The sequence below is a fragment of the Gracilibacillus xinjiangensis genome (assembly GCF_042651765.1).
Taxonomy (GTDB): Bacteria; Bacillota; Bacilli; order Bacillales; family Amphibacillaceae; genus Gracilibacillus; species Gracilibacillus xinjiangensis.
The window spans coordinates 1036293-1055281 of sequence record NZ_JBHSDT010000004.1 but is presented as its reverse complement, the minus strand read 5'-3'; the positions used below and the strand labels follow the sequence as shown (position 1 = coordinate 1055281).

The following is an 18989-nucleotide window of genomic DNA, read 5'->3' as shown; positions in this document are numbered from 1 at the left end:
TCCTTCTGTTCCTTTATTCATCATACACAGCTCTTTAATACCATCATCTATCAAATAGTTGCTTCAATGGAGAACACATTCTCCCCAAAAAGCAAAATTCCCATCATCATCATTATTTTTTCAATCTAAAAAGAACAAGTGCAGAAATGCTGCTGCACTTGTTCGATTACTTCTAATTATCCTTGATATTTTTTGAAGATTAGTGTTACATTATGTCCACCGAAGCCTAATGAGTTGCTGAGTGATACTTTAATATCTTTTTGCTTTGCTTCATTTGGTACATAATTTAAATCACATGCCGGGTCTGGTGTTTCGTAGTTAATGGTTGGTGGCGCTATACTGTCTTCAATTGCTTTTACACATGCAATTGCTTCGACTGCACCGGCCGCTCCGAGAAGATGTCCTGTCATTGACTTCGTTGAGGAAACATCCAATTTGTATGCATGGTCACCAAATACAGATTTAATCGCTTGTGTTTCAAAAGAGTCATTATACTCGGTACTTGTACCATGTGCATTAATATAATCTATATCCTCCAGGGAAATTTCCGCATCTTCAATCGCTTGCTTCATAGCGCGGGCTGCCCCTTCGCCTTCTGGTGCTGGTGATGTAATATGATAAGCATCTCCTGAAGCACCATAACCAACGATTTCAGCATAAATCTTTGCCCCACGTTTTTGCGCAGATTCCAATGATTCCAATATTAAGATACCTGCACCTTCTCCCATAACAAATCCATCACGGTTTTTATCAAATGGACGGCTGGCTGTTTTAGGATCCTCATTAAACGATAACGCTTTTGCTGTAGAGAATCCAGCAAATGACATTGGTGTTAAAGGTGCTTCAGCCCCGCCTGTAATCATAAATTCAGCGTCTCCGCGCTCAATTACTTTATATGCATCACCTATAGAGTTTGCTCCAGATGCACAAGCAGTTACAGAGCAGTTATTAATTCCTTTGGCACCTAACTGAATCGATACTTGACCTGCAGCCATATCCGGGATTAACATGGGAACGAAAAACGGACTAACTCGTTTGTAGCCTTTATCCATAAATCTTCTAAATTGCTCATCATATGTTGCCATCCCGCCAATTCCAGAACCTATCCAAACTCCTACTTTAGGTGCAATTTCATCCGTAATTTCTAATTTGGCATCCTCTACTGCCATTTTGGCAGCGGCTACCGCATATTGGGTAAAGAGATCCATTCTTTTGGATTCCTTTTTCTCCATATATGCTGTTGGATCAAAGTCTTTCACTTCACCTGCTACTTTAGCTGGGAACTCATCTTTATTTACTTTTGTAACATAATCAATTCCTGATTGTCCTGATTTTAAATTGTTCCAAAATATGTCTATTTCATTTCCAAGTGGTGTAATAGCTCCAAGTCCTGTTATAACTACTCGATTCTTACCCATACAACTTCCTCCTTTTTGCTAAATTTATTTACCCCATTTAATGGCGACCGCACCCCATGTGAGACCACCGCCAAAACCTACTAATACGACTAAATCATTTTCCTTTATATTACCGTTTTTCACCCCTTCAGACAAAGCAAGAGGTATGGAAGCAGCAGATGTGTTTCCATATTTGTTGACGTTTACTGCTAATTTCTCTGGTTCTATCCCTAATCGTTGTCTGGCAGCTTCCATAATGCGAATATTTGCTTGGTGTGGAATTAAATAATCGACATCCTCTTTCGCATATCCTGCCTTTTCTACAACATTCACTGATGATTCAGGCATTTGACGAACAGCAAACTTAAATACTTCTCGTCCATTCATAACAATATGGTCATTTTCTTGGGCCAAATGCTTTCCACCTGATCCATCTGAACCTAATTCAAATGATAATATACCCTTTTCTTCACTGACCGGCCCCATAACTGCAGCTCCAGCACCATCACCAAATAATACACATGTATTACGGTCCGTCCAGTCTGTAATTTTAGATAATTTATCTGCCCCTATGATTAAGACATGCTTATATGCACCTGTTTCAATAAATTGTTTTGCAGTAATGACCCCATACATAAAGCCTGCACACGCAGCACTTATATCCATGGCAGCTGCCTTATCTGCACCTAACCGATCTTGAAGCTTACAAGATACTGTAGGAAAAGCTTGGTCAGGTGTAACTGTTGCAACCAGTATCAAGTCGAGTTCTTCCGCTTTTATACCAGCCTCATCTAGTGCATTTATTGCAGCTTTGTATGCTAAATCTGACGTATCTTCCTCATCAGAAGCGATTCGCCTTTCTTCAATTCCTGTTCTTGTACGGATCCATTCGTCACTAGTATCTACAATTTTTTCTAAATCAAAATTTGTTAACACTTTCTCCGGAGCGTAATGTCCTGTACCTAAAATACCTGCTTTCATTTTAACCTTCCTCTCAAAGGAATTAATATCAATTATTAAGACTTGGTACTAATTTTAATGTAAATTTTATAATTTTTCAAGTCTTTTATTTACTGTAACAACCAAATGCTTGGGATTTAGATCATAACAATGTTTCTCTTTAATCTTAGTCTATTTTAAAAAGTAAGGTTATCTATATGGTCATCATTAATAAGGATATTATTCCAAACAAAATAAATAAAACCATAGTCCATTGCAGACTATGGTTAACTTGCTTCATTCAGCTGGTATGGTAATAATCCTGTTTCAATATATACATCAATTTTTTCTTGTAATTCTTCTTGAAACGATTCTGGTACTTTCTCACTGTATGGCCCCATTGATATTACTTCTTCTGCAAAGCCATAGTTATAAATGCCACCCTCTAATTCACCTTTGATTAATTGTTCGACTGCATATACATAGAGTTTATCAATATGTTGAATAGTGCTGGTTAAGACAGTTTGACCACCGATTGCCTGTTGATCATTAACAAAACCGATTGAATTGATCTTGTCATCCCTCGCTTCCTCCAGAACCGAAACACTGTAAGCATCACCAGCAGGATAAATAACATCGATCTGGTTATCGACCATATTATGATAATATTCCAATGCTAGTTCAGATTCGTCCCAGCTATATACATATTGAATATCAACACTTACTTCTTCATTTTGATATTTAACTCCTTCATAAAACCCTTCTACTTCGGGTTGCCACTCATATGCTGCAATGATTCCAACACGATTTGTCTCCGTCATTTCAGCGGCGAGCATTCCTGCAAAATACCCCATCGCTAAGGAGTTGAAGTTTAAGCTAGTTAAGTTGTCGTCGGAATATGCACCATTTACATAAAGAAAATGAATGTCAGGATATGTTGCCTGGATATTGTGAAACATTTCACCATACGTACTGCTATGGCCAATAATTAGTTGTACACCTTGATTAGCGAACTTTTCAACGGAACGATTCACTTGTTGCTGTGTATGAACACCTTCCTGAAAGAAAACTTCCATATCCAATTCTTCCTTTATTTGCAATAACCCGCGATATCCTTTATTGCCCCAAGTTTGATCATTAATCGAGTGTTCAATTAACATACCAACTCTTGTAATAGTTTTATTATCCTCTGATTGCACACAACCAGTTAATTGCAATGTTGTAAAAATAATGAGTATAAGTATTCCAAATCGTTTTTTCAATCTATGCACTCCTTGGAAAGTCCTGGACTAAAATTTAGTCTATAGTACTATTTTATCGCTTTCAACGTTGCACGTAAATAAAGAAAAGATTACAATATTATTACAAGTTTGAAAATTATTACGCTCATTTTTTTATTTATTTTCCGCTAGTTTTTTGATAAACTAGAAATGATAATTGTATATGTTAATTAAAATTTTTACATAAATGTAGCTAAAGAGGTGAAAACAATGAAATATGTAATGACTATTTTTTGGGCGCTTATTATCAGTTTAGTTATAGGCTTTGTATTAGCTCGTATGGCTGGAGAGGAGCTAAATGTCCCAGGAGCACTAGCGATTGCTGCAATCTTTAGTATTATTGTATTCATATTAGGTGATGGTGTTTTAAAAGAAGAAAATTAATGGTATTAAATGGAACCCCTGTCATTTTGAATGGCAGGGGTTCCTTCTTGATATGAACTTATTAAGGAATAGAAATTAATCGATAGAAGATGCATGACAATTAATCCAATGAAAAAACGGACACCTCTGTCCGTTTCTCATCAATCTGGAATACCCAGTGCAATTTTCGCATAGCGAGACATGCGGTCTTTTGACCATGGTGGACTCCATACAATATTTACGTTAGTATCTTTTACTTCTGGGATATCTTCCATAACACGTTTGACATCTTGTTCAATATGACCGGCTAACGGACAACCCATTGCAGTTAAGGTCATTGTAACTGTTGCGATCCCTTCATCATCAAGATCTACACCATATACAAGCCCAAGATTTACTATATCTATACCAAGCTCCGGGTCAATAACGTTTTCCAAAGCTCCCATTAAATTCTCTTCAAGTGCTTGATCCATCTGTATCCCTCCTTGTATCTTTAAAGCTTATCCTTATTATAAACAAAATTCCTCTAATTTTAAAATGATATTTATCACAACCTATACTCTAACCAATTGATAAACTCCACAATCGCAAAACGACTTACTTTATGACCACGATTCATTTCCTTTAAAAAGCGAATATTTTCTGGGTTTTTATAATGTTCAATTGCTTCTTCATAAAATTCATAGGCATGATTAAAGGGAACAACTTGATCATCTTCTCCATGCCAGAAAAACAGTGGACGGCCAAAGAGTTTATCGATCTGTAATGATAAGTCAATTTCTTTTAAATCCTCTAAAATCAAAGCAATTTGATCATCAGGAATTGGAAAGTCATTTACTTTTAATTTTGTATATTCAATTAGCTGATTGGCGTATGCAGTTAATTTTGGCGATCCCATTAAGATACCTGCCGTATTGATCCAGGAAAATTGTGTTAAGGCTGCAGCTGTGGTAATTCCGCCCATACTCGTTCCAGCAAGTCCGAATCGGTCAACTTCAACTAAATGTTTTGTAACGAGTTCTTCATATATTGATTCAATATCATCTAAATTCTGTCTAACAATGTCAAAAAAACGCAGCTCACGTTCCATATGTGATATTTCTTCTTCTCTTTCACCATGTAACAGGCAATCAGGTAAAATTACTCGATATCCTTTTTCCGCAAGCAAATAAGCGATTGGTAAATTATGTTCTTTTGCACTAGTATAGCCATGGATATATGTAAGTGTTGGAAGGGGTGTATCTATCTTATCATGGTCCACCACGTGTAAAAGAGGTATGTCATTCCAATATTCCTTGTTTACAATAATCATATAACTTATCCTCTCCTTTGGAAATTCCCACAGTAATAATGATATAGCTTTCTAATCCAACTTGCAAAATATAGAAACTAATTATACAAGAACTTTACATCTGCTGATAAGAACTATAGACTATACTACATAGTGAGGTGATAATATGGGGAAAGGAAAACATCTAATTGCACTAGATCTAGATGGGACTCTATTGACTGACCAGAAGGTAATTAGTCCCTATACGAAACGAATAGTGCAGGATGCAATGAAAGAAGGGCATATTGTTATAATAGCAACAGGCAGGCCGCACAGGTCTAGCATTGTGTATTATCATGAACTCGGTTTACATACACCAATGGTGAATTTTAATGGGGCACTGATCCACCATCCAACAGATAAAAAATGGGACAGTATCCATTCACCATTACCGAACCGAACAGCAAAAAAGATTATTCAAACATGCTACGATTTCGAGGTTGAAAATATTTTTGCTGAAATTGAAGATAATATCTATTTAGATCGATTTGACCAGGAAATATTAGATATTTTTACAGAGCCTGACCATGCTGATTTGATAACAATCGGCAGTCTAAAAAATCATTTAAAAGATGATCCTACATCTATTCTAATTCACCCAAAAGCTGACAATATGGAACAATTAAGAAAATACTTAGATGATGAACATGCATCAGTTATTGAACATAGAAAATGGGGCGTCCCTTGGAATGTTATAGAAATTGTAAGGAAAGGGATAAATAAATCTGTCGGTTTAAACAAAATTGCACATTATTTCGATATTCCACAACATAATATTATAGCGTTCGGTGATGAAGATAATGACCTGGAAATGATCGATTTTGCTGGTGTAGGTGTGGCGATGGGAAATGCAATCAACGAATTGAAGGAGATTGCCAATTATGGAACAAATACAAATGAAGAAGATGGAATCGGGATATTTTTGGCAGACTATTTGAATTTGCGGCAGCACACCCCAATTGGAAAAGATTTAAATGAATAAGTCTCTCCCCATTTCTTCATAATAAGCTTGATCATCAAAATTGATGGTTAAGCTTATTTTTATAAGGAGGGCCACCAATGCGTAACAATATGTTCGAGCAAGCAAGAAATGCTGTAAACAATCTAATGAACAGAAATAATTTTAGTGATCAGGACAGACAAGCTGCTCAAAGTGCCATTGAATCTGCTTACACTAATGCAACTGCAGAAGAACAACGAGAATTGAAACAATTAGAGCAGCAGTTACAGCAGCAAGACGAATTAAAATAAATGATGATTACACCACCACCAATTACTGGTGGTGTAAATTCCTTTTAGCCAATATATATAACACCATACCATAGATTACATGTCCAATGAACCATAGAGTAATTGCTATTACATCATCTGCAGATGGTGTTTCCTTCTTCGCTATAAGCGTTAAAGGAAAATAGCTTATTGCTGCCGTTATACTTAACAATAATGCTGCCGGTTTATGATACCTTTTTGATAATATTCTTTGCAGTGATAAATAAAGCAAGGCGATTAGCCATGCAATAACTATATGAAAAAACCATTCCAATACTGGTGATAAATCACCTTCAACCCCGGGAATAAAATCAACATTCATTAATAATGTGTACAGTTTAATGTTTGACAATTTCTCAATGAACCACAAAAAACATCCTAATACTACTCCTGAAATTGTTCCTAATATGATGGAAAACCGGATCATTTTCATTTCTCCTATCCTTCCTGTCAATTGATTCTACAGGAATAAAAGCTTTTTAATTCTATTAGTTTCTGATATGATAGTAAGAAAGTACGGTGAAATAGGAGGAAATAAGTTATGGCTATTCATGTAGAAGCGACGCCTAACCCGAATGCAATGAAATTTACTAGTGACAAAATGATATTTCAGGGAAATAGCAGTGTTTCTGTTATGTCTGGACAAACAAGTGAACACGAAGTTCTAAATGAATTAATGAAATTAGACGGGGTTGATAATGTGTTTGGATTCCAACATTTCATTACAGTAAATAAAAAAATGGATGCAGAGTGGGATACACTTATAAACCAAGTGGAAGAAGTTATTACAAACTTCGGATATTAGATCGAAAAAGAGAAGGTTACCACAACCTTCTCTTTTTCTTTATTGAATTTGTTCCAATTGGACTGGAACAGTATAGGAACGATCTTCATTAAAGATCATCATCATAATTACTCCGTTAAATGGAAGATCCTTTTCAGCAATGGATACATCAATGGAAAAGGTATACCAGTCTTCTCCCTCAACAGGAATCTCTGTTTTCTCCACTAAATAATTGTGACCATCTTCTACTTCATAATAAAGATTTCCTATCGATGGGTGAACTTCCCCGGTTACTTGGTAGCTGCCATTTTCTCCAGTAACTTCAACATTTCGAATCAATTCATCACCATCTGCACTTGTTTCTTCTGCCCTATCAGCAATTTGGACAGTGAAATTATTCGTAAATAAACCCTCTTCCACATCTTCTTGCCCTAACTTACTTGGTAATAATTGCATTTCTACACTATATTCACCAGGTTCAACTTCTTGCCCAGGCTGCCATACTTCCTCCCAAACTTTTGACTCCCCGCTCTCAATGGTTTCTTCGACTAATGCTTCTGTAAAGACTTTGTCATCAGAATATTGATATACTAGTTCATCACCTTTTTTTACGATAATATCGTATTGTTTCCCTGATGGGAAGGTAACCAATACATCTTCACTATGCTGATTGATTAATTCAAAGCGGAAGTGAATACCGTCATCTTGCTGCACTGCTTCTGTTACCACTTCTACATGATCCATCACAGACTCAGTTTCTGCTGACTCACTTTCTTCTTTTTCTTGTGTATTTGACTGGTCGCCTTCCGTTTCCGTTTCGCTGTTTGTCTCACCACATGCCACAGTGAAACTAAACATTAATAGTACAAGTAACATTGATAGTTTTTTCATTTAATATCTCCCCTTTTGCAATAGTAGTCGTTTGATGAGAAAAAAAGTTTCAATCATTTCGTCTGAAAAAACCATAAACGCCTGCTGTTTGAACAACATTCGTAAACGCATTCTCGTCCACTTCGTTAATAATTTTCTCTAGATCATATAACTCATACCTGGTTATTACTAAGTATAGCATGTGTTTATTCTCTTTTGTATACGCTCCGGTAACAGGCAGGATAGTAATACCTCTTACCATTGTATCATGAATTGCTTTCTGAAGCTCTTCTGCTTTTTTTGTCACAATCATTGCAGTTACTTTTTCGTGACGTGTATGAATTCCATCTATCACACGAGTTGTTACATAAAGACCAACTAATGTGTACAGCGCATTTTCTGGTTCATTCAGTATCCCTGCGATCAGGATTATTAGACCATTGATAGCCATTAAGTAGCCACCGATAGGCTTATCCTTCATTCGGGAAAGGACCATCGCAACAATATCGGAACCACCAGTTGATGCCCCCCATTTTAATGTAATACCTACACCTATACCGGCAATTACTCCACCGAACACGGCGTTTAGTATAATATCATTTGCTAATTGTATAACTGGTAAAATCTCCAGAAATAATGAGGTGAAAATAACGGAAAGGAAACTATAAATAGTAAATCCTTTACCGACTTTTAACCAGCCCAGGATTGCAACAGGAATATTTAATAGGAATAAGATAATACCTGTACTAATACTCTCTATACCGAAGAAATCGGTAAATATTGTTGATAAAATTTGTGATATACCTGTAAAACCACTTGCATAAACGTTGGCGCTAATAAAGAAAAAATTCAATGCAATTGCATTCAATGCAGCACCAACAATGACAATTGCGATTCGTTTCGCTTCCATTAAGAACAATAATATCCCTCCAACTTTAACAGTATGTCATTTCCTATATACCCTGTCTTATTTCGCTCTAATCTAGCATACAATATGTATAGTAAAGAAGATTGCACTATAAGTAAATCAAAAAAGATTTTTGTGTTTTACTTTGACGAAGAGAGAAGATATGCTTAAACTTATAGTAAACAGAAATTAGACATACATACATGAACAATCAAATAAAGGAGGCTTTCATATGACAGTAAAAATTATAGCTGATTCTGCTAGTGATTTAACAAAAGAGGATTATAAACAGTATGATATAGAAATGGTACCACTTACCGTACAGTTAGACGGGGAAAATTATGAAGATGGCATCACTATCTCCTCTAAAAAGGTATATGATGCGATGCGTGAAGGGAAATCACCGAAGACTGCGCAGGTGAGTCCACATATTTTCCAGGATACATTTGAAAAGCATGCAAAGGAAGGTAATCAAGTAATATACCTTGCTTTTTCTTCTGAATTATCTGGAACATACCAGGCTGCAAAGTTAATGGAGGAAGAAGTCAAACAGAACTATCCTGATTTCCAATTGCATGTAGTTGATACAAAATGTGCCTCTTTAGGTTATGGACTTGTTGTCATCAGAGCAGCAGAAGCAGCAAATAGTGGTGCTTCTCTTGATGAAATTCTTAACGTAAGTAAACACTACTACGAAAGCATGGAGCACATCTTTACAGTAGACGATCTCGAATATTTATATCGTGGTGGGCGCGTTAGTAAAACTGCAGCATTTGTCGGAACATTACTTAAAGTAAAACCTTTACTTCATATGGAAGACGGAAAACTGATTCCACTTGAGAAAGTACGAGGCTCGAAGAAAGTGTTCAAGCGAATGATTGAAGTCATGGAAGAACGCGGTGTGGATTTAGAAGATCAACTAGTTGCTATCAGCCATGGTGATGCGATTGATACTGCTAACACGCTTGCGGAAATGATTCGGGAAAAGTGGAATGTGAAGGGGATTAAAATTAATATGGTTGGGTCTACGATTGGAGCACATGCTGGCCCTGGCACAATAGCACTGTTTTTCCTTAATCAACCACCGATCAATATTACATGATCTATTGTCTATTAGCCATACTAGGTAAAAATAGTTGGAGAGTGATTTAATGGCTAATAAACAACAACCAATATTACCGAAACAACATCAGGACCGCCAACCAGGATTCGAATACGAAATGAACCCACTTCCTGTCAGTATCCAACCGAATTATAAAGGGGCACAAAAATTAACAGATAAAATTGCAGTCATTTCTGGTGGTGATAGTGGTATTGGGCGGGCAGTTGCTATTCATTTTGCCCGTGAAGGCGCTAATGTAGCAATTGTTTATTATGATGAAGACAAGGATGCGGAAGATACGAAGAAGTTAGTGGAATCTGAAGGAGTTAGCTGCAGCCTATTCCGAGGTGATATTTCTGACAGTACTTTCTGTAAAGAAGTCGTTGAAAATGTCATTATACTGTACAAAAAAATCGATATCCTTGTTAACAACGCAGCTGTACAGTATCCACAAAAAGATCTTCTTCAGATTACTGATGAACAGATAGAAAAAACTTTCCGAACCAATATTTTTTCTTATTTTTATTTAACAAGGGAAGCCTTACATTCGATGGAAAAAGGCAGTGTTATTATTAATACTTCTTCAATAACTGCATTCCATGGGAATGAAAATTTAATTGATTACTCTAGTACAAAAGGAGCTATCACCACTTTTACCAAATCACTAGCGAAATCTTTAGTCAGTAAGGGGATTCGTGTAAACAGTGTTGCTCCGGGACCGATCTGGACTCCTTTAATCCCTGGTTCCTTTGATTCGGAAACAGTATCAAAATTTGGATCTGATGCAGAGATGGCAAGACCAGGCGAACCAGCAGAAGTAGCTCCGGCATTTGTCTACTTAGCAAGTGATGACGCAAGCTATGTTACCGGTCAAACTATCCATGTAAATGGCGGAAGCATAATATAATTATTATGTAGAAAAAAATACTTAATAAATAGATTAATCTTGCAACAAAACTCGGCATAATGCTGAGTTTTTTTATTTATTTTTCAATCAAAATAGTGTAAAGTATAATCTTCATAATGATCAAATGAGGAATGAGGAAGAAACATGAAAAGTACAGACACAAAGAAGATAACTCTCTTTGCACTTACGTGGCCGATTTTCGTTGAGATCCTGCTGCATATGTTAATGGGGAATGCGGACACATTGATGCTTAGTCAATATTCAGATCATTCGGTAGCTGCAGTTGGTGTGGCGAATCAAATCTTATCTGTTGTTATTGTTATGTTTGGTTTTGTTGCTGCAGGTGCTTCGATTCTAGTTGCGCAATACCTTGGTGCAAAACAGGAAATTGATGCAGCTAAAATTTCAATGACATCGATCAGTCTTAACCTTATATTCTCACTGGCAATTAGTCTTGTATTATTTCTAATGAGCAGTTTTATTTTAGAATTAATGGATTTGCCACCAGAACTAATGGATGAAGCTTCTGTTTATATGAATATTGTAGGCGGTTTTATGTTTATCCAGGCATTAATCATGACTATTTCTGCTATTCTAAGAAGTTATGGTTATACAAAGGATACGATGTATGTAACGATTGGAATGAATGTCCTTAATGTTATTGGAAACTATCTATTTATTTTCGGACCATTTGGTTTTCCAGCACTAGGTGTAGAAGGTGTGGCTTACTCTACGATAATTAGCCGCTTTATTGGATTCATTATAATAACTATTGTATTAATTTATCGCAGTGAGAAGAAGTTACCGCTCAAATCCTTTTATCACTATGAGAGAACCCATGTTACTGATCTATTAAAAATTGGCATTCCCTCTGCAGGCGAACAGCTTTCTTACAACACCAGTCAAATGATTATCACTTACTTTGTTGCACAATTAGGAACTGTTGCCATAACGACTAAAGTGTATGTACAAAATTTAATGATGTTTATTTTACTCTTTTCGAATGCAATCGGGCAAGGAACACAAATTTTAATTGGGTACATGATTGGTGAAGGGAATCTCGATTCTGCTTACCAACGGTGTATAAAAAGTTTAAAAATCTCTATCATTATCAGTACAATAACTGCCGTAATTTTTTATGCTTTTCATGCTAGTTTATTAGGGATTTTTACAGATGACCCTTCAATTATTGAACAAGGTGGTCTGCTTCTGCTGGTTACGGTAATATTAGAACCTGGCCGCGCATTTAATTTAGTTGTAATCAGTTCATTACGAGCAGCAGGTGATGTGAAATTCCCTGTCCTTTTAGGTATTCTCTCAATGTGGGGGATCAGTGTAACGTTTGCCTGGTTCTTCGGTATTTTCCTGGGATTAGGTCTCTTGGGAATTTGGATCGGCTTTATTGCAGACGAATGGCTGAGAGGAATGTTAATGCTGCAAAGATGGCGATCAAAGGTTTGGATAAAAAAGGCATTTGTTAATTAAAATAAACTTCTTTACATTTCACACATATAGAAAAGCATCAAACAATTATTTTGTTTGATGCTTCTTTACTCTTGAGTTAAATGCAATAACGAAGGCAATAAATCCTCCGAAAATAGCGATCATCATTGTGATGAAAAACCAGTTAAATCCTGTATTCTCTTCTACTATAAAGATATTGCTTGTTTCCCGATCTAAAACAATTCGATGGGTGCCATCTTCTTGCTCCCTTACAATATCGTCCTCTAGTAAACCTGTAAGTTGCATGTCAGAGTTAATGCCTTCAAGCATTGCCACTTGTGTTTTTGTATCATTATTTATCGCAACATACATCGTTTCATCTGCTGTTTCCCGTTTAAAGACAGTCATAGCCCCAACCTGATCAACTAATTCAAATTCCCCTGAAGTTAATGCCGGTGACACCTCACGGATCCTGGACAGCTTCTCAATGTGTTTCGTTATTTCTTCGTCCTCTTTATTCAATTCTGCCATACGATGATCAGGCTCAGCTTCCCCATTATCCATTGGCACTTCTACACCCTGATATAGTAAAGACGAGCCTGGTAATGTATATAACAACGTTGTGGCAAGCTTCCACCGTGTTACAGGATGGTAACCTTCACTAGCTGTTTCGAAAGTAAATCGATTCGTTAAGACAGAATCCATATAATTAACCTTGTTGGCCGCAATGGTAGAGCCTTCCTCAAACAGTGGTGCCAGCGATTGACTAGGCTGTTTCAACATGTTAACGGCATCCTGTTGAAAAGCTTGGTTCATTGTAATGCCGACATTTTCTATTCCTTCTGCAATTACAAAAGCATTGTCAGATATCGTATCTTGAAATTGCTCTACAACTTGTGAATTAGTTGTTTCATTAACATATAAGTGGAACCCGTCAACCCCTGCTTCATTAATCCAAAATTGCGCTGCCTCTATAATGTAATCATTGGAATCACTTGTTAGTTCCAAATTAGAGACCTGCTGATTAAATAGACCTTCAGCCTGTTCTTGTGAAGCAAACGGATGAGCAGGACTGACCTGGGAAATAACGAAATCGAGGATTATTTTTAAGTCATGCTCATGTGCTTGCTCAACTAATTCTCGTAATTCCTCTACAGTGCCAAAATGTTGATTGATAGCTTGATGATCTAGTGTATCAAAACCATGATAAGACTCTGAAGCCATAATCGGACTTAAATTAATAGCAGTAAAGCCTTTTTCTTTAATTTCAGCAAGCGTATCGATAACACCTGCTATGTCTCCTCCGTGATATGCCTCCGGATCTTCAATATTAATTGGAAGATCATTATCATTATTTCCATTTACAAAACGATCAACTAATATGTAATAAATTCTTTCATCTAAATGATCAGCTGCATCTACCTGGGAAATTGGTATAATGAAAATGATACAAGCGATGATCGATAGCCATCCGAATCTAATCTTGTTCATAAAATGTCCCCTTTTTTCTATCATTGTCCATCTCCCATTATCCTAGACTAGGGAGAATTGTCAATCAATAGCTAAAAGGGGATCCTATAACTTTTTAATTTGTGAAAGTTTTTAGAAATCTTCAAGCACTTGTTTTTTATACTCTTCCCTTACAACATATATGACAACTAATGAGAGCAAAAAGAGATAAGGAATTGAATGAATGAACAAGTTCTTCCAATGAAATGGTACATTTTTTGTGAAGACTGCTTTTAGATATTGTTCACCGTCAAAGACTGATATTGCATCAAATATATCTGTTTGCTTCACTTGATAATATTTCGTCCCGACTGGGTACTTGTTAGATGCATTTCCATAGTATTGACCACCGGCATCTGGCAGTGTTGTGACTTCACCAATTTCTCTTCCAATTTCATTTCCCTCTACTTGCTCTTCTAACACTCGATAAACCTTTCCATCGAGAACAACAAAGGGAAAGACTTCTTCAACCCCTTGAATAATTAGTGGATGAACGAATAACAGAATGATAATAACAATTATTTCCCTCATCATTCTCACTACTTTCTCTTTCTCATTCCTACTATCACTATACTTTTATTTGAATATCATACGTTTTCAACCAGCAATCAATCTGAGCTAAATGTGCTAGAAGTTGCGGCCCTGTCATTAATTGCCCAAACCAAGGTGTCTGTATATTCGTTGCTTTACTTTTGACCAATTCTTTGACTGATGAGCGATCTAACAATTCAAATAAACGTGAATCAGTATCATCAATAATTTCTTCCATCCATTGTACTACTGCTTTAGTATATGCAGGATGATGTGTTTTCGGATATGGACTTTTCTTACGATAGAGAATTTCATTTGGTAAAATACCTTCTAAAGCTTTTCTCAAAATACCTTTTTCTCGATTTCCATATGTCTTCATTTCCCAGGGAATATTCCACACATACTCGACAAGTCTGTGGTCACTAAAAGGAACCCGAGCTTCAAAACTTGCTCCCATACTCATTCTGTCTTTTCGGTCCAGCAATGTTGGCATAAACCATTGCATATTAAGATAGAACATTTGTCTTCGATATTGTTCTTCCTTATTCTCACCATCTAACAAGGGCGTTTCATCCACTGTCTCCTTATAACGCTGAATCGCATATTCTTTCAGATATACTTTTGATTGGATATCTTTACGCAGCAATTGCTGTCTAACTTCTGAAGACCTGATCCAAGGGAAACCTTCGCGTTCTAAATCTTCCTTTCGATAAAACCATGGATAACCGCCAAAAATTTCATCAGCACATTCCCCTGACAATGCGACGGTTACTCTTTGTTTCGTTTGTTTACAGAACCATAATAAGGAAGCATCAACATCCGCCATTCCAGGTAAATCCCTATAGGTTACGGCATCTTTTAATAATTGAACCAATGTTTCATTATCCATTTCAAACCCTGTATGGTTTGTATCAAATGCCTTAACCATCTTCTCAATAAAAGGTTTATCCTGATTTGGCTGAAAATCGCTTTGTTTGAAGTATTGATCATTTTCTTTATAATCAATGGAAAAGGTGTTCAGCGGTGCTTGATCTCTTTCTTTTAAATAGTTAGCAGCAATGGCAGTAATGGCACTTGAATCAACGCCACCAGATAAAAATGTTCCAAGTGGGACATCTGATACAAGCTGGCGTTCAACGGCATCTATTAATAAACTTCTTACATTCTCCGCCGTTTCTTCCACATTGTGTTCATGCTTCTCACTTTTTACATTCCAATATCGAGAAATTTTCCACCCATTTTTATTAAAGATACCAACATGACCTGCTCTCAGTTCTTGTACTCCCGTTAATACGCCATGGCCTGGTGTCCGCGATGGTCCCAGTGCAAAAAGCTCGGACAAACCTTCGGTAGAAATTTCTGGTTTCACTTCTGAATTGCTAAGAATTGCTTTTATTTCGGAGCCAAAAAGCAATCCATTTTGATGTTCTTTATAAAAGAGTGGTTTCACACCTAATCGATCACGACAAAGGAACAATTGCTCCTTTGCAGAATCCCATATAGCATAGGCGAAAATCCCGTTTAACCTATGCACATGTTCTTCACCCCATTCGATATAACTTTTTAATAAAACTTCGGTATCGGAATGAGATTCAAATGTCCAGCCTTTTCTAAGTAATTCTCTACGTATATCTTCTGTATTATATAATTCACCATTATAAACAAGGACATATTTCGCTTCATTTTTCTCTGCAATCATCGGCTGTTTTCCACCAGCAGGATCAACAACAACAAGCCGGCGTTGGCCAAAACTAACATGTTGATCATACCAATACCCCGACTCATCTGGTCCGCGGTGAGCTAAATTACTTGTCATTTCACTCAATTGTTCATGGTCTTGATCTAACCTTCTTGTAAAATCTATCCAACCAGTAATCCCACACATAAGTATTCACCATACCTTCCATAGCCTAGTTGCTTTTACTAATCTATGCAAAAGGTAAGTAAAAATGATAGCTATTAAGATTTTGAGATTGAATTTCTTACTAAGCTCAGCAGGAATATGACGGTTGGTGTTAGAATTCAGTAGATTGGTACTACAGCTTCTGTTAACTGCCTATCCGCCTTCTTTTATCCCTTCGTTTGGCAATTAAAGCTTTCCTTCATGCCTTCCCACCCTTCTTTCACCACATTTAACGGCCTTAAATTCCCATAAAAAAACACCACTTCTATGAAGTAGTGTTTTTTTAGATTAAACGGATAGTGGCAATCGGAAGAATCCTAAAACGATCGCAATCACAGCTGCAATAATAAGCTGGATCCAAAAGCTTGTTGCCGGTTTTGACTTAGATGTTTTCACAAGGATCATTTCCATTGCCACAATCACCCAAAGACCTGCAATAATTTTGACAATTAATTCACCTAATAGTGGAAATCCAGGGAATCCTATTCTTGCGTACTCAGCAATTAAATCTCCACCTGAATACAAGATTAATAAATAATCTAATCTTAAAATCATATGTAAGATCTTACCTGCTTTACTTTCTTTTTTGTACATAACATATGCAATGATCAAAAGAATTAAACCTAAAACCCATGACGTAATGTGTAAATGTGTCATTTTACTGTTACCCCCATTTCATTAATAAAATAACTATTCTAAACAGTATCATATCACTATATGGCAACATTTTCATTTCATAACATTCTCAGTCACTCTATTGTCACAATTTTTTTCTGTCCCCATGGAGCAATCGCAACTGTGACAATTAACTCACCTGACTGCTCGATCTCCAACCCTGTATTATCTTCAATATAATAGCGATTCAATCCATAGTCAACATAATACAAATTTTCAAAATCACTGTAATACTGATAAAACCCCGTTAACATTACTTGTCCGCTTGAAATACCCGGTGGTTCTGCTGTTACTTCTTCGACTTGATAGATGCCATCTTCATTTTCTGCTAGTGTGACAAAAACTTTGTCTCCACTTTCCATCTCCGAACTAATTTTCCATTTAACAGGGTCAATTTCTTCTGCTTCATACCTTAATGTCAGATAATCACCATAGAAAGGATCTTGGGGATCAACAGGTAATGTTTTTAGTTTTGCTTCTTCTCCAACTAAATCAATTAAATAAAATGCTACGGACATCCCTACTAGAAATAAAGCTTGAAGGCCAACGATAACATAGAATAAAATTCGCTTCATTGTTTGTCCACCTCATTATTTTTCGTTTTGACCGACCTTCGATTCTTTTCTAAAAAATAGGCCATGAAAAATAATAAAACACCACCTATAAAGAAGAAAAGTGACTTATCTAAAAATGCCCACGCTAAATGGAAATACGCAACAAATGTACTGATTAAAAATGAGACTGTTCCAAATCCAATTCTCCGGGAATCTTCCTGCTTATATCCACTAAACAATAAACCTAAAGAGAAAATAAATAATGATAACATTGATAAATAATCTCCAGGTGTTCCCGCATAAATCATTGGAATAAATAACACCAATGTTGTAAGTTCTTCGATTCTCTTCTGGACTGTGAATGCAATTGTAAAAATAAATAATGGAAGCCAAATGTAAAAATAAATCCATTCGACTGAGGTGAATTCAAGTATCCCTCCCAAGAAAAATGTATCAAAACAAGTTAAGATAAACACTGCCATAACACTAAAAGATTGAAAAACCGATGCGATTTCTTTCTTACTGAGTAAGATCCCCAAAAGATAAAGCAACAGAAAAAGAATGACAAAAAACTGATATTCAAAACCATTAGCCAAAACTAACACCAATGACTGCAACAGATAACTTATTGCAAACATACGACTGTACCATTTATTCGGGTGATGAAAAACAAAGTGTAAACACCCCGCAAAAAACAATAAGCCTAGTAACCAATAAAACGATTGGTGCACAAATCCATTATAAATCTGCCCTACAGTAATAATAGATATGGTAAATCCAAATAAGACTGGATGCTTATATACAACATAAAGTGCTAATCCCGCTATGGACCAAATAAGAAAAGGCACTGCATTATTATATATGTAATGATACATTTGTCCTGTTAAAAAAAGGCCTGCACCAAAAATAAACAAACCGATGACGATTAAACTCATACCGATTTTCTCAGATTTTTTTCGATAAAAATGATCGCCCATCATATAATAACCGATCATAAACAGGAGAATAATCATCATATTCACATAATCTGGAATACCATTTATATTTGATGCAACAAATGTCAAAAATCCTAGTCCAATAAATAAGCTGGAAAAGAGTAATAACAAAAATGATTTATCCTTTTCTGGATATTGATCAATAATTTTTTCATACTGGTCTTTTGTAATAATCTGTTCAGCTACCCATTTCTTTGCTTCCTTCGCAATATCCTGTTGGTTCATATTTTT

General features: G+C 36.2%; 21 protein-coding genes. 7 read left to right on the top strand and 14 right to left on the bottom strand.

Translation table 11 applies throughout. The features are described 5' to 3' along the window. Window positions 1–176: 176 nt before the first annotated feature. From fabF to ACFOY7_RS09100, 3 genes are all read right to left on the bottom strand, one after another. Window positions 177–1418 carry a beta-ketoacyl-ACP synthase II gene (gene fabF, locus ACFOY7_RS09110; RefSeq protein ID WP_390251572.1) on the bottom strand — a complete coding sequence of 414 codons (1242 nt, stop codon included), beginning with the start codon at window positions 1416–1418 and terminating at the stop codon, window positions 177–179. 24 nt (window positions 1419–1442) lie between these two features. Further along, the gene (locus tag ACFOY7_RS09105; RefSeq protein ID WP_390251570.1) at window positions 1443–2378 is read right to left on the bottom strand and encodes a beta-ketoacyl-ACP synthase III; all 936 of its coding nucleotides are present in this window, start codon (window positions 2376–2378) and stop codon (window positions 1443–1445) included. A gap of 245 nt (window positions 2379–2623) precedes the next feature. Further along, on the bottom strand, window positions 2624–3598 hold the full coding sequence (locus tag ACFOY7_RS09100) for a BMP family ABC transporter substrate-binding protein (RefSeq protein ID WP_390251568.1): 975 nt from the start codon (window positions 3596–3598) through the stop codon (window positions 2624–2626). A gap of 228 nt (window positions 3599–3826) precedes the next feature. Between ACFOY7_RS09100 and ACFOY7_RS09095 the strand changes: the two genes are divergently transcribed. Then, complete coding sequence (locus tag ACFOY7_RS09095; RefSeq protein ID WP_390251566.1) at window positions 3827–4000, top strand: DUF2929 family protein; 174 nt, start codon at window positions 3827–3829, stop codon at window positions 3998–4000. Window positions 4001–4140: 140 nt separating this feature from the next. Here the strand turns inward: ACFOY7_RS09095 and ACFOY7_RS09090 are convergent, their stop codons facing one another. Then, complete coding sequence (locus tag ACFOY7_RS09090) at window positions 4141–4452, bottom strand: metal-sulfur cluster assembly factor (RefSeq protein WP_089741331.1); 312 nt, start codon at window positions 4450–4452, stop codon at window positions 4141–4143. A gap of 74 nt (window positions 4453–4526) precedes the next feature. Then, the gene (locus ACFOY7_RS09085) at window positions 4527–5291 is read right to left on the bottom strand and encodes a prolyl oligopeptidase family serine peptidase (protein WP_390251563.1); all 765 of its coding nucleotides are present in this window, start codon (window positions 5289–5291) and stop codon (window positions 4527–4529) included. A gap of 145 nt (window positions 5292–5436) precedes the next feature. Here ACFOY7_RS09085 and ACFOY7_RS09080 point away from each other — a divergent pair, with 145 nt between their 5' ends. Together ACFOY7_RS09080 and ACFOY7_RS09075 are read left to right on the top strand one after the other, a co-directional pair. Then, window positions 5437–6291, top strand: coding sequence for a Cof-type HAD-IIB family hydrolase (locus ACFOY7_RS09080; RefSeq protein ID WP_390251561.1), 855 nt, complete (start codon window positions 5437–5439; stop codon window positions 6289–6291). A gap of 77 nt (window positions 6292–6368) precedes the next feature. Continuing rightward, on the top strand, window positions 6369–6560 hold the full coding sequence (locus ACFOY7_RS09075; RefSeq protein WP_390251559.1) for a DUF3813 family protein: 192 nt from the start codon (window positions 6369–6371) through the stop codon (window positions 6558–6560). A gap of 22 nt (window positions 6561–6582) precedes the next feature. On the opposite strand, the gene ACFOY7_RS09070 is transcribed toward ACFOY7_RS09075, so the two are convergent. Further along, window positions 6583–7005 carry a hypothetical protein gene (locus ACFOY7_RS09070; RefSeq protein ID WP_390251557.1) on the bottom strand — a complete coding sequence of 141 codons (423 nt, stop codon included), beginning with the start codon at window positions 7003–7005 and terminating at the stop codon, window positions 6583–6585. Window positions 7006–7119: 114 nt separating this feature from the next. Here ACFOY7_RS09070 and ACFOY7_RS09065 point away from each other — a divergent pair, with 114 nt between their 5' ends. Further along, a complete protein-coding gene (locus ACFOY7_RS09065) occupies window positions 7120–7383 on the top strand; it encodes a NifU N-terminal domain-containing protein (protein ID WP_390251555.1) in 264 nt (87 codons plus the stop codon). 39 nt (window positions 7384–7422) lie between these two features. Here the strand turns inward: ACFOY7_RS09065 and ACFOY7_RS09060 are convergent, their stop codons facing one another. Beyond that, window positions 7423–8253 carry a BsuPI-related putative proteinase inhibitor gene (locus tag ACFOY7_RS09060; RefSeq protein ID WP_390251553.1) on the bottom strand — a complete coding sequence of 277 codons (831 nt, stop codon included), beginning with the start codon at window positions 8251–8253 and terminating at the stop codon, window positions 7423–7425. A gap of 49 nt (window positions 8254–8302) precedes the next feature. Beyond that, complete coding sequence (locus ACFOY7_RS09055) at window positions 8303–9151, bottom strand: YitT family protein (protein ID WP_390251551.1); 849 nt, start codon at window positions 9149–9151, stop codon at window positions 8303–8305. A 220-nt stretch (window positions 9152–9371) separates the two neighbouring features. Here ACFOY7_RS09055 and ACFOY7_RS09050 point away from each other — a divergent pair, with 220 nt between their 5' ends. The 3 genes from ACFOY7_RS09050 (at window position 9372) to ACFOY7_RS09040 (ending at window position 12633) form a co-directional block, all read left to right on the top strand. Continuing rightward, the gene (locus ACFOY7_RS09050; protein WP_390251549.1) at window positions 9372–10241 is read left to right on the top strand and encodes a DegV family protein; all 870 of its coding nucleotides are present in this window, start codon (window positions 9372–9374) and stop codon (window positions 10239–10241) included. A gap of 49 nt (window positions 10242–10290) precedes the next feature. Beyond that, on the top strand, window positions 10291–11148 hold the full coding sequence (locus ACFOY7_RS09045) for an SDR family oxidoreductase (RefSeq protein ID WP_390251547.1): 858 nt from the start codon (window positions 10291–10293) through the stop codon (window positions 11146–11148). Window positions 11149–11292: 144 nt separating this feature from the next. Continuing rightward, a complete protein-coding gene (locus tag ACFOY7_RS09040; protein ID WP_390251545.1) occupies window positions 11293–12633 on the top strand; it encodes an MATE family efflux transporter in 1341 nt (446 codons plus the stop codon). Between the two features lie 45 nt (window positions 12634–12678). On the opposite strand, the gene ACFOY7_RS09035 is transcribed toward ACFOY7_RS09040, so the two are convergent. The 6 genes from ACFOY7_RS09035 to ACFOY7_RS09010 form a co-directional block, all read right to left on the bottom strand. Continuing rightward, window positions 12679–14082, bottom strand: coding sequence for an alpha-amylase family glycosyl hydrolase (locus ACFOY7_RS09035; RefSeq protein ID WP_390251543.1), 1404 nt, complete (start codon window positions 14080–14082; stop codon window positions 12679–12681). Between the two features lie 111 nt (window positions 14083–14193). Next, a complete protein-coding gene (locus ACFOY7_RS09030; protein ID WP_390251541.1) occupies window positions 14194–14634 on the bottom strand; it encodes a hypothetical protein in 441 nt (146 codons plus the stop codon). 34 nt (window positions 14635–14668) lie between these two features. Further along, on the bottom strand, window positions 14669–16516 hold the full coding sequence (asnB, locus tag ACFOY7_RS09025; protein ID WP_390251539.1) for an asparagine synthase (glutamine-hydrolyzing): 1848 nt from the start codon (window positions 16514–16516) through the stop codon (window positions 14669–14671). A 306-nt stretch (window positions 16517–16822) separates the two neighbouring features. Then, window positions 16823–17191 (bottom strand): YisL family protein, encoded by a 369-nt coding sequence (locus ACFOY7_RS09020; protein ID WP_390251537.1) that lies wholly within the window; start codon window positions 17189–17191, stop codon window positions 16823–16825. Between the two features lie 92 nt (window positions 17192–17283). Beyond that, window positions 17284–17784 (bottom strand): GDYXXLXY domain-containing protein, encoded by a 501-nt coding sequence (locus ACFOY7_RS09015; RefSeq protein ID WP_390251535.1) that lies wholly within the window; start codon window positions 17782–17784, stop codon window positions 17284–17286. Beyond that, on the bottom strand, window positions 17781–18983 hold the full coding sequence (locus tag ACFOY7_RS09010) for a DUF2157 domain-containing protein (RefSeq protein WP_390251533.1): 1203 nt from the start codon (window positions 18981–18983) through the stop codon (window positions 17781–17783). The genes ACFOY7_RS09015 and ACFOY7_RS09010 overlap by 4 nt, the downstream gene beginning before the upstream one ends. Window positions 18984–18989 lie beyond the last annotated feature (6 nt).

Bases quoted from the DNA above. Each gene is read 5' to 3' on its own strand.
- ACFOY7_RS09035 (WP_390251543.1), bottom strand. From the start codon at position 14,082: ATGAACAAGATTAGATTCGGATGGCTATCGATCATCGCTTGTATCATT.
- ACFOY7_RS09045 (WP_390251547.1), top strand. From the start codon at position 10,291: ATGGCTAATAAACAACAACCAATATTACCGAAACAACATCAGGACCGC.
- ACFOY7_RS09015 (WP_390251535.1), bottom strand. From the start codon at position 17,784: ATGAAGCGAATTTTATTCTATGTTATCGTTGGCCTTCAAGCTTTATTT.
- ACFOY7_RS09020 (WP_390251537.1), bottom strand. From the start codon at position 17,191: ATGACACATTTACACATTACGTCATGGGTTTTAGGTTTAATTCTTTTG.
- fabF (WP_390251572.1), bottom strand. From the start codon at position 1,418: ATGGGTAAGAATCGAGTAGTTATAACAGGACTTGGAGCTATTACACCA.
- ACFOY7_RS09090 (WP_089741331.1), bottom strand. From the start codon at position 4,452: ATGGATCAAGCACTTGAAGAGAATTTAATGGGAGCTTTGGAAAACGTT.
- ACFOY7_RS09085 (WP_390251563.1), bottom strand. From the start codon at position 5,291: ATGATTATTGTAAACAAGGAATATTGGAATGACATACCTCTTTTACAC.
- ACFOY7_RS09040 (WP_390251545.1), top strand. From the start codon at position 11,293: ATGAAAAGTACAGACACAAAGAAGATAACTCTCTTTGCACTTACGTGG.
- ACFOY7_RS09070 (WP_390251557.1), bottom strand. From the start codon at position 7,005: ATGATCCGGTTTTCCATCATATTAGGAACAATTTCAGGAGTAGTATTA.
- ACFOY7_RS09030 (WP_390251541.1), bottom strand. From the start codon at position 14,634: ATGATGAGGGAAATAATTGTTATTATCATTCTGTTATTCGTTCATCCA.
- ACFOY7_RS09050 (WP_390251549.1), top strand. From the start codon at position 9,372: ATGACAGTAAAAATTATAGCTGATTCTGCTAGTGATTTAACAAAAGAG.
- ACFOY7_RS09060 (WP_390251553.1), bottom strand. From the start codon at position 8,253: ATGAAAAAACTATCAATGTTACTTGTACTATTAATGTTTAGTTTCACT.
- ACFOY7_RS09105 (WP_390251570.1), bottom strand. From the start codon at position 2,378: ATGAAAGCAGGTATTTTAGGTACAGGACATTACGCTCCGGAGAAAGTG.
- ACFOY7_RS09010 (WP_390251533.1), bottom strand. From the start codon at position 18,983: ATGAACCAACAGGATATTGCGAAGGAAGCAAAGAAATGGGTAGCTGAA.
- ACFOY7_RS09065 (WP_390251555.1), top strand. From the start codon at position 7,120: ATGGCTATTCATGTAGAAGCGACGCCTAACCCGAATGCAATGAAATTT.
- ACFOY7_RS09075 (WP_390251559.1), top strand. From the start codon at position 6,369: ATGCGTAACAATATGTTCGAGCAAGCAAGAAATGCTGTAAACAATCTA.
- ACFOY7_RS09080 (WP_390251561.1), top strand. From the start codon at position 5,437: ATGGGGAAAGGAAAACATCTAATTGCACTAGATCTAGATGGGACTCTA.
- asnB (WP_390251539.1), bottom strand. From the start codon at position 16,516: ATGTGTGGGATTACTGGTTGGATAGATTTTACAAGAAGGTTAGATCAA.
- ACFOY7_RS09095 (WP_390251566.1), top strand. From the start codon at position 3,827: ATGAAATATGTAATGACTATTTTTTGGGCGCTTATTATCAGTTTAGTT.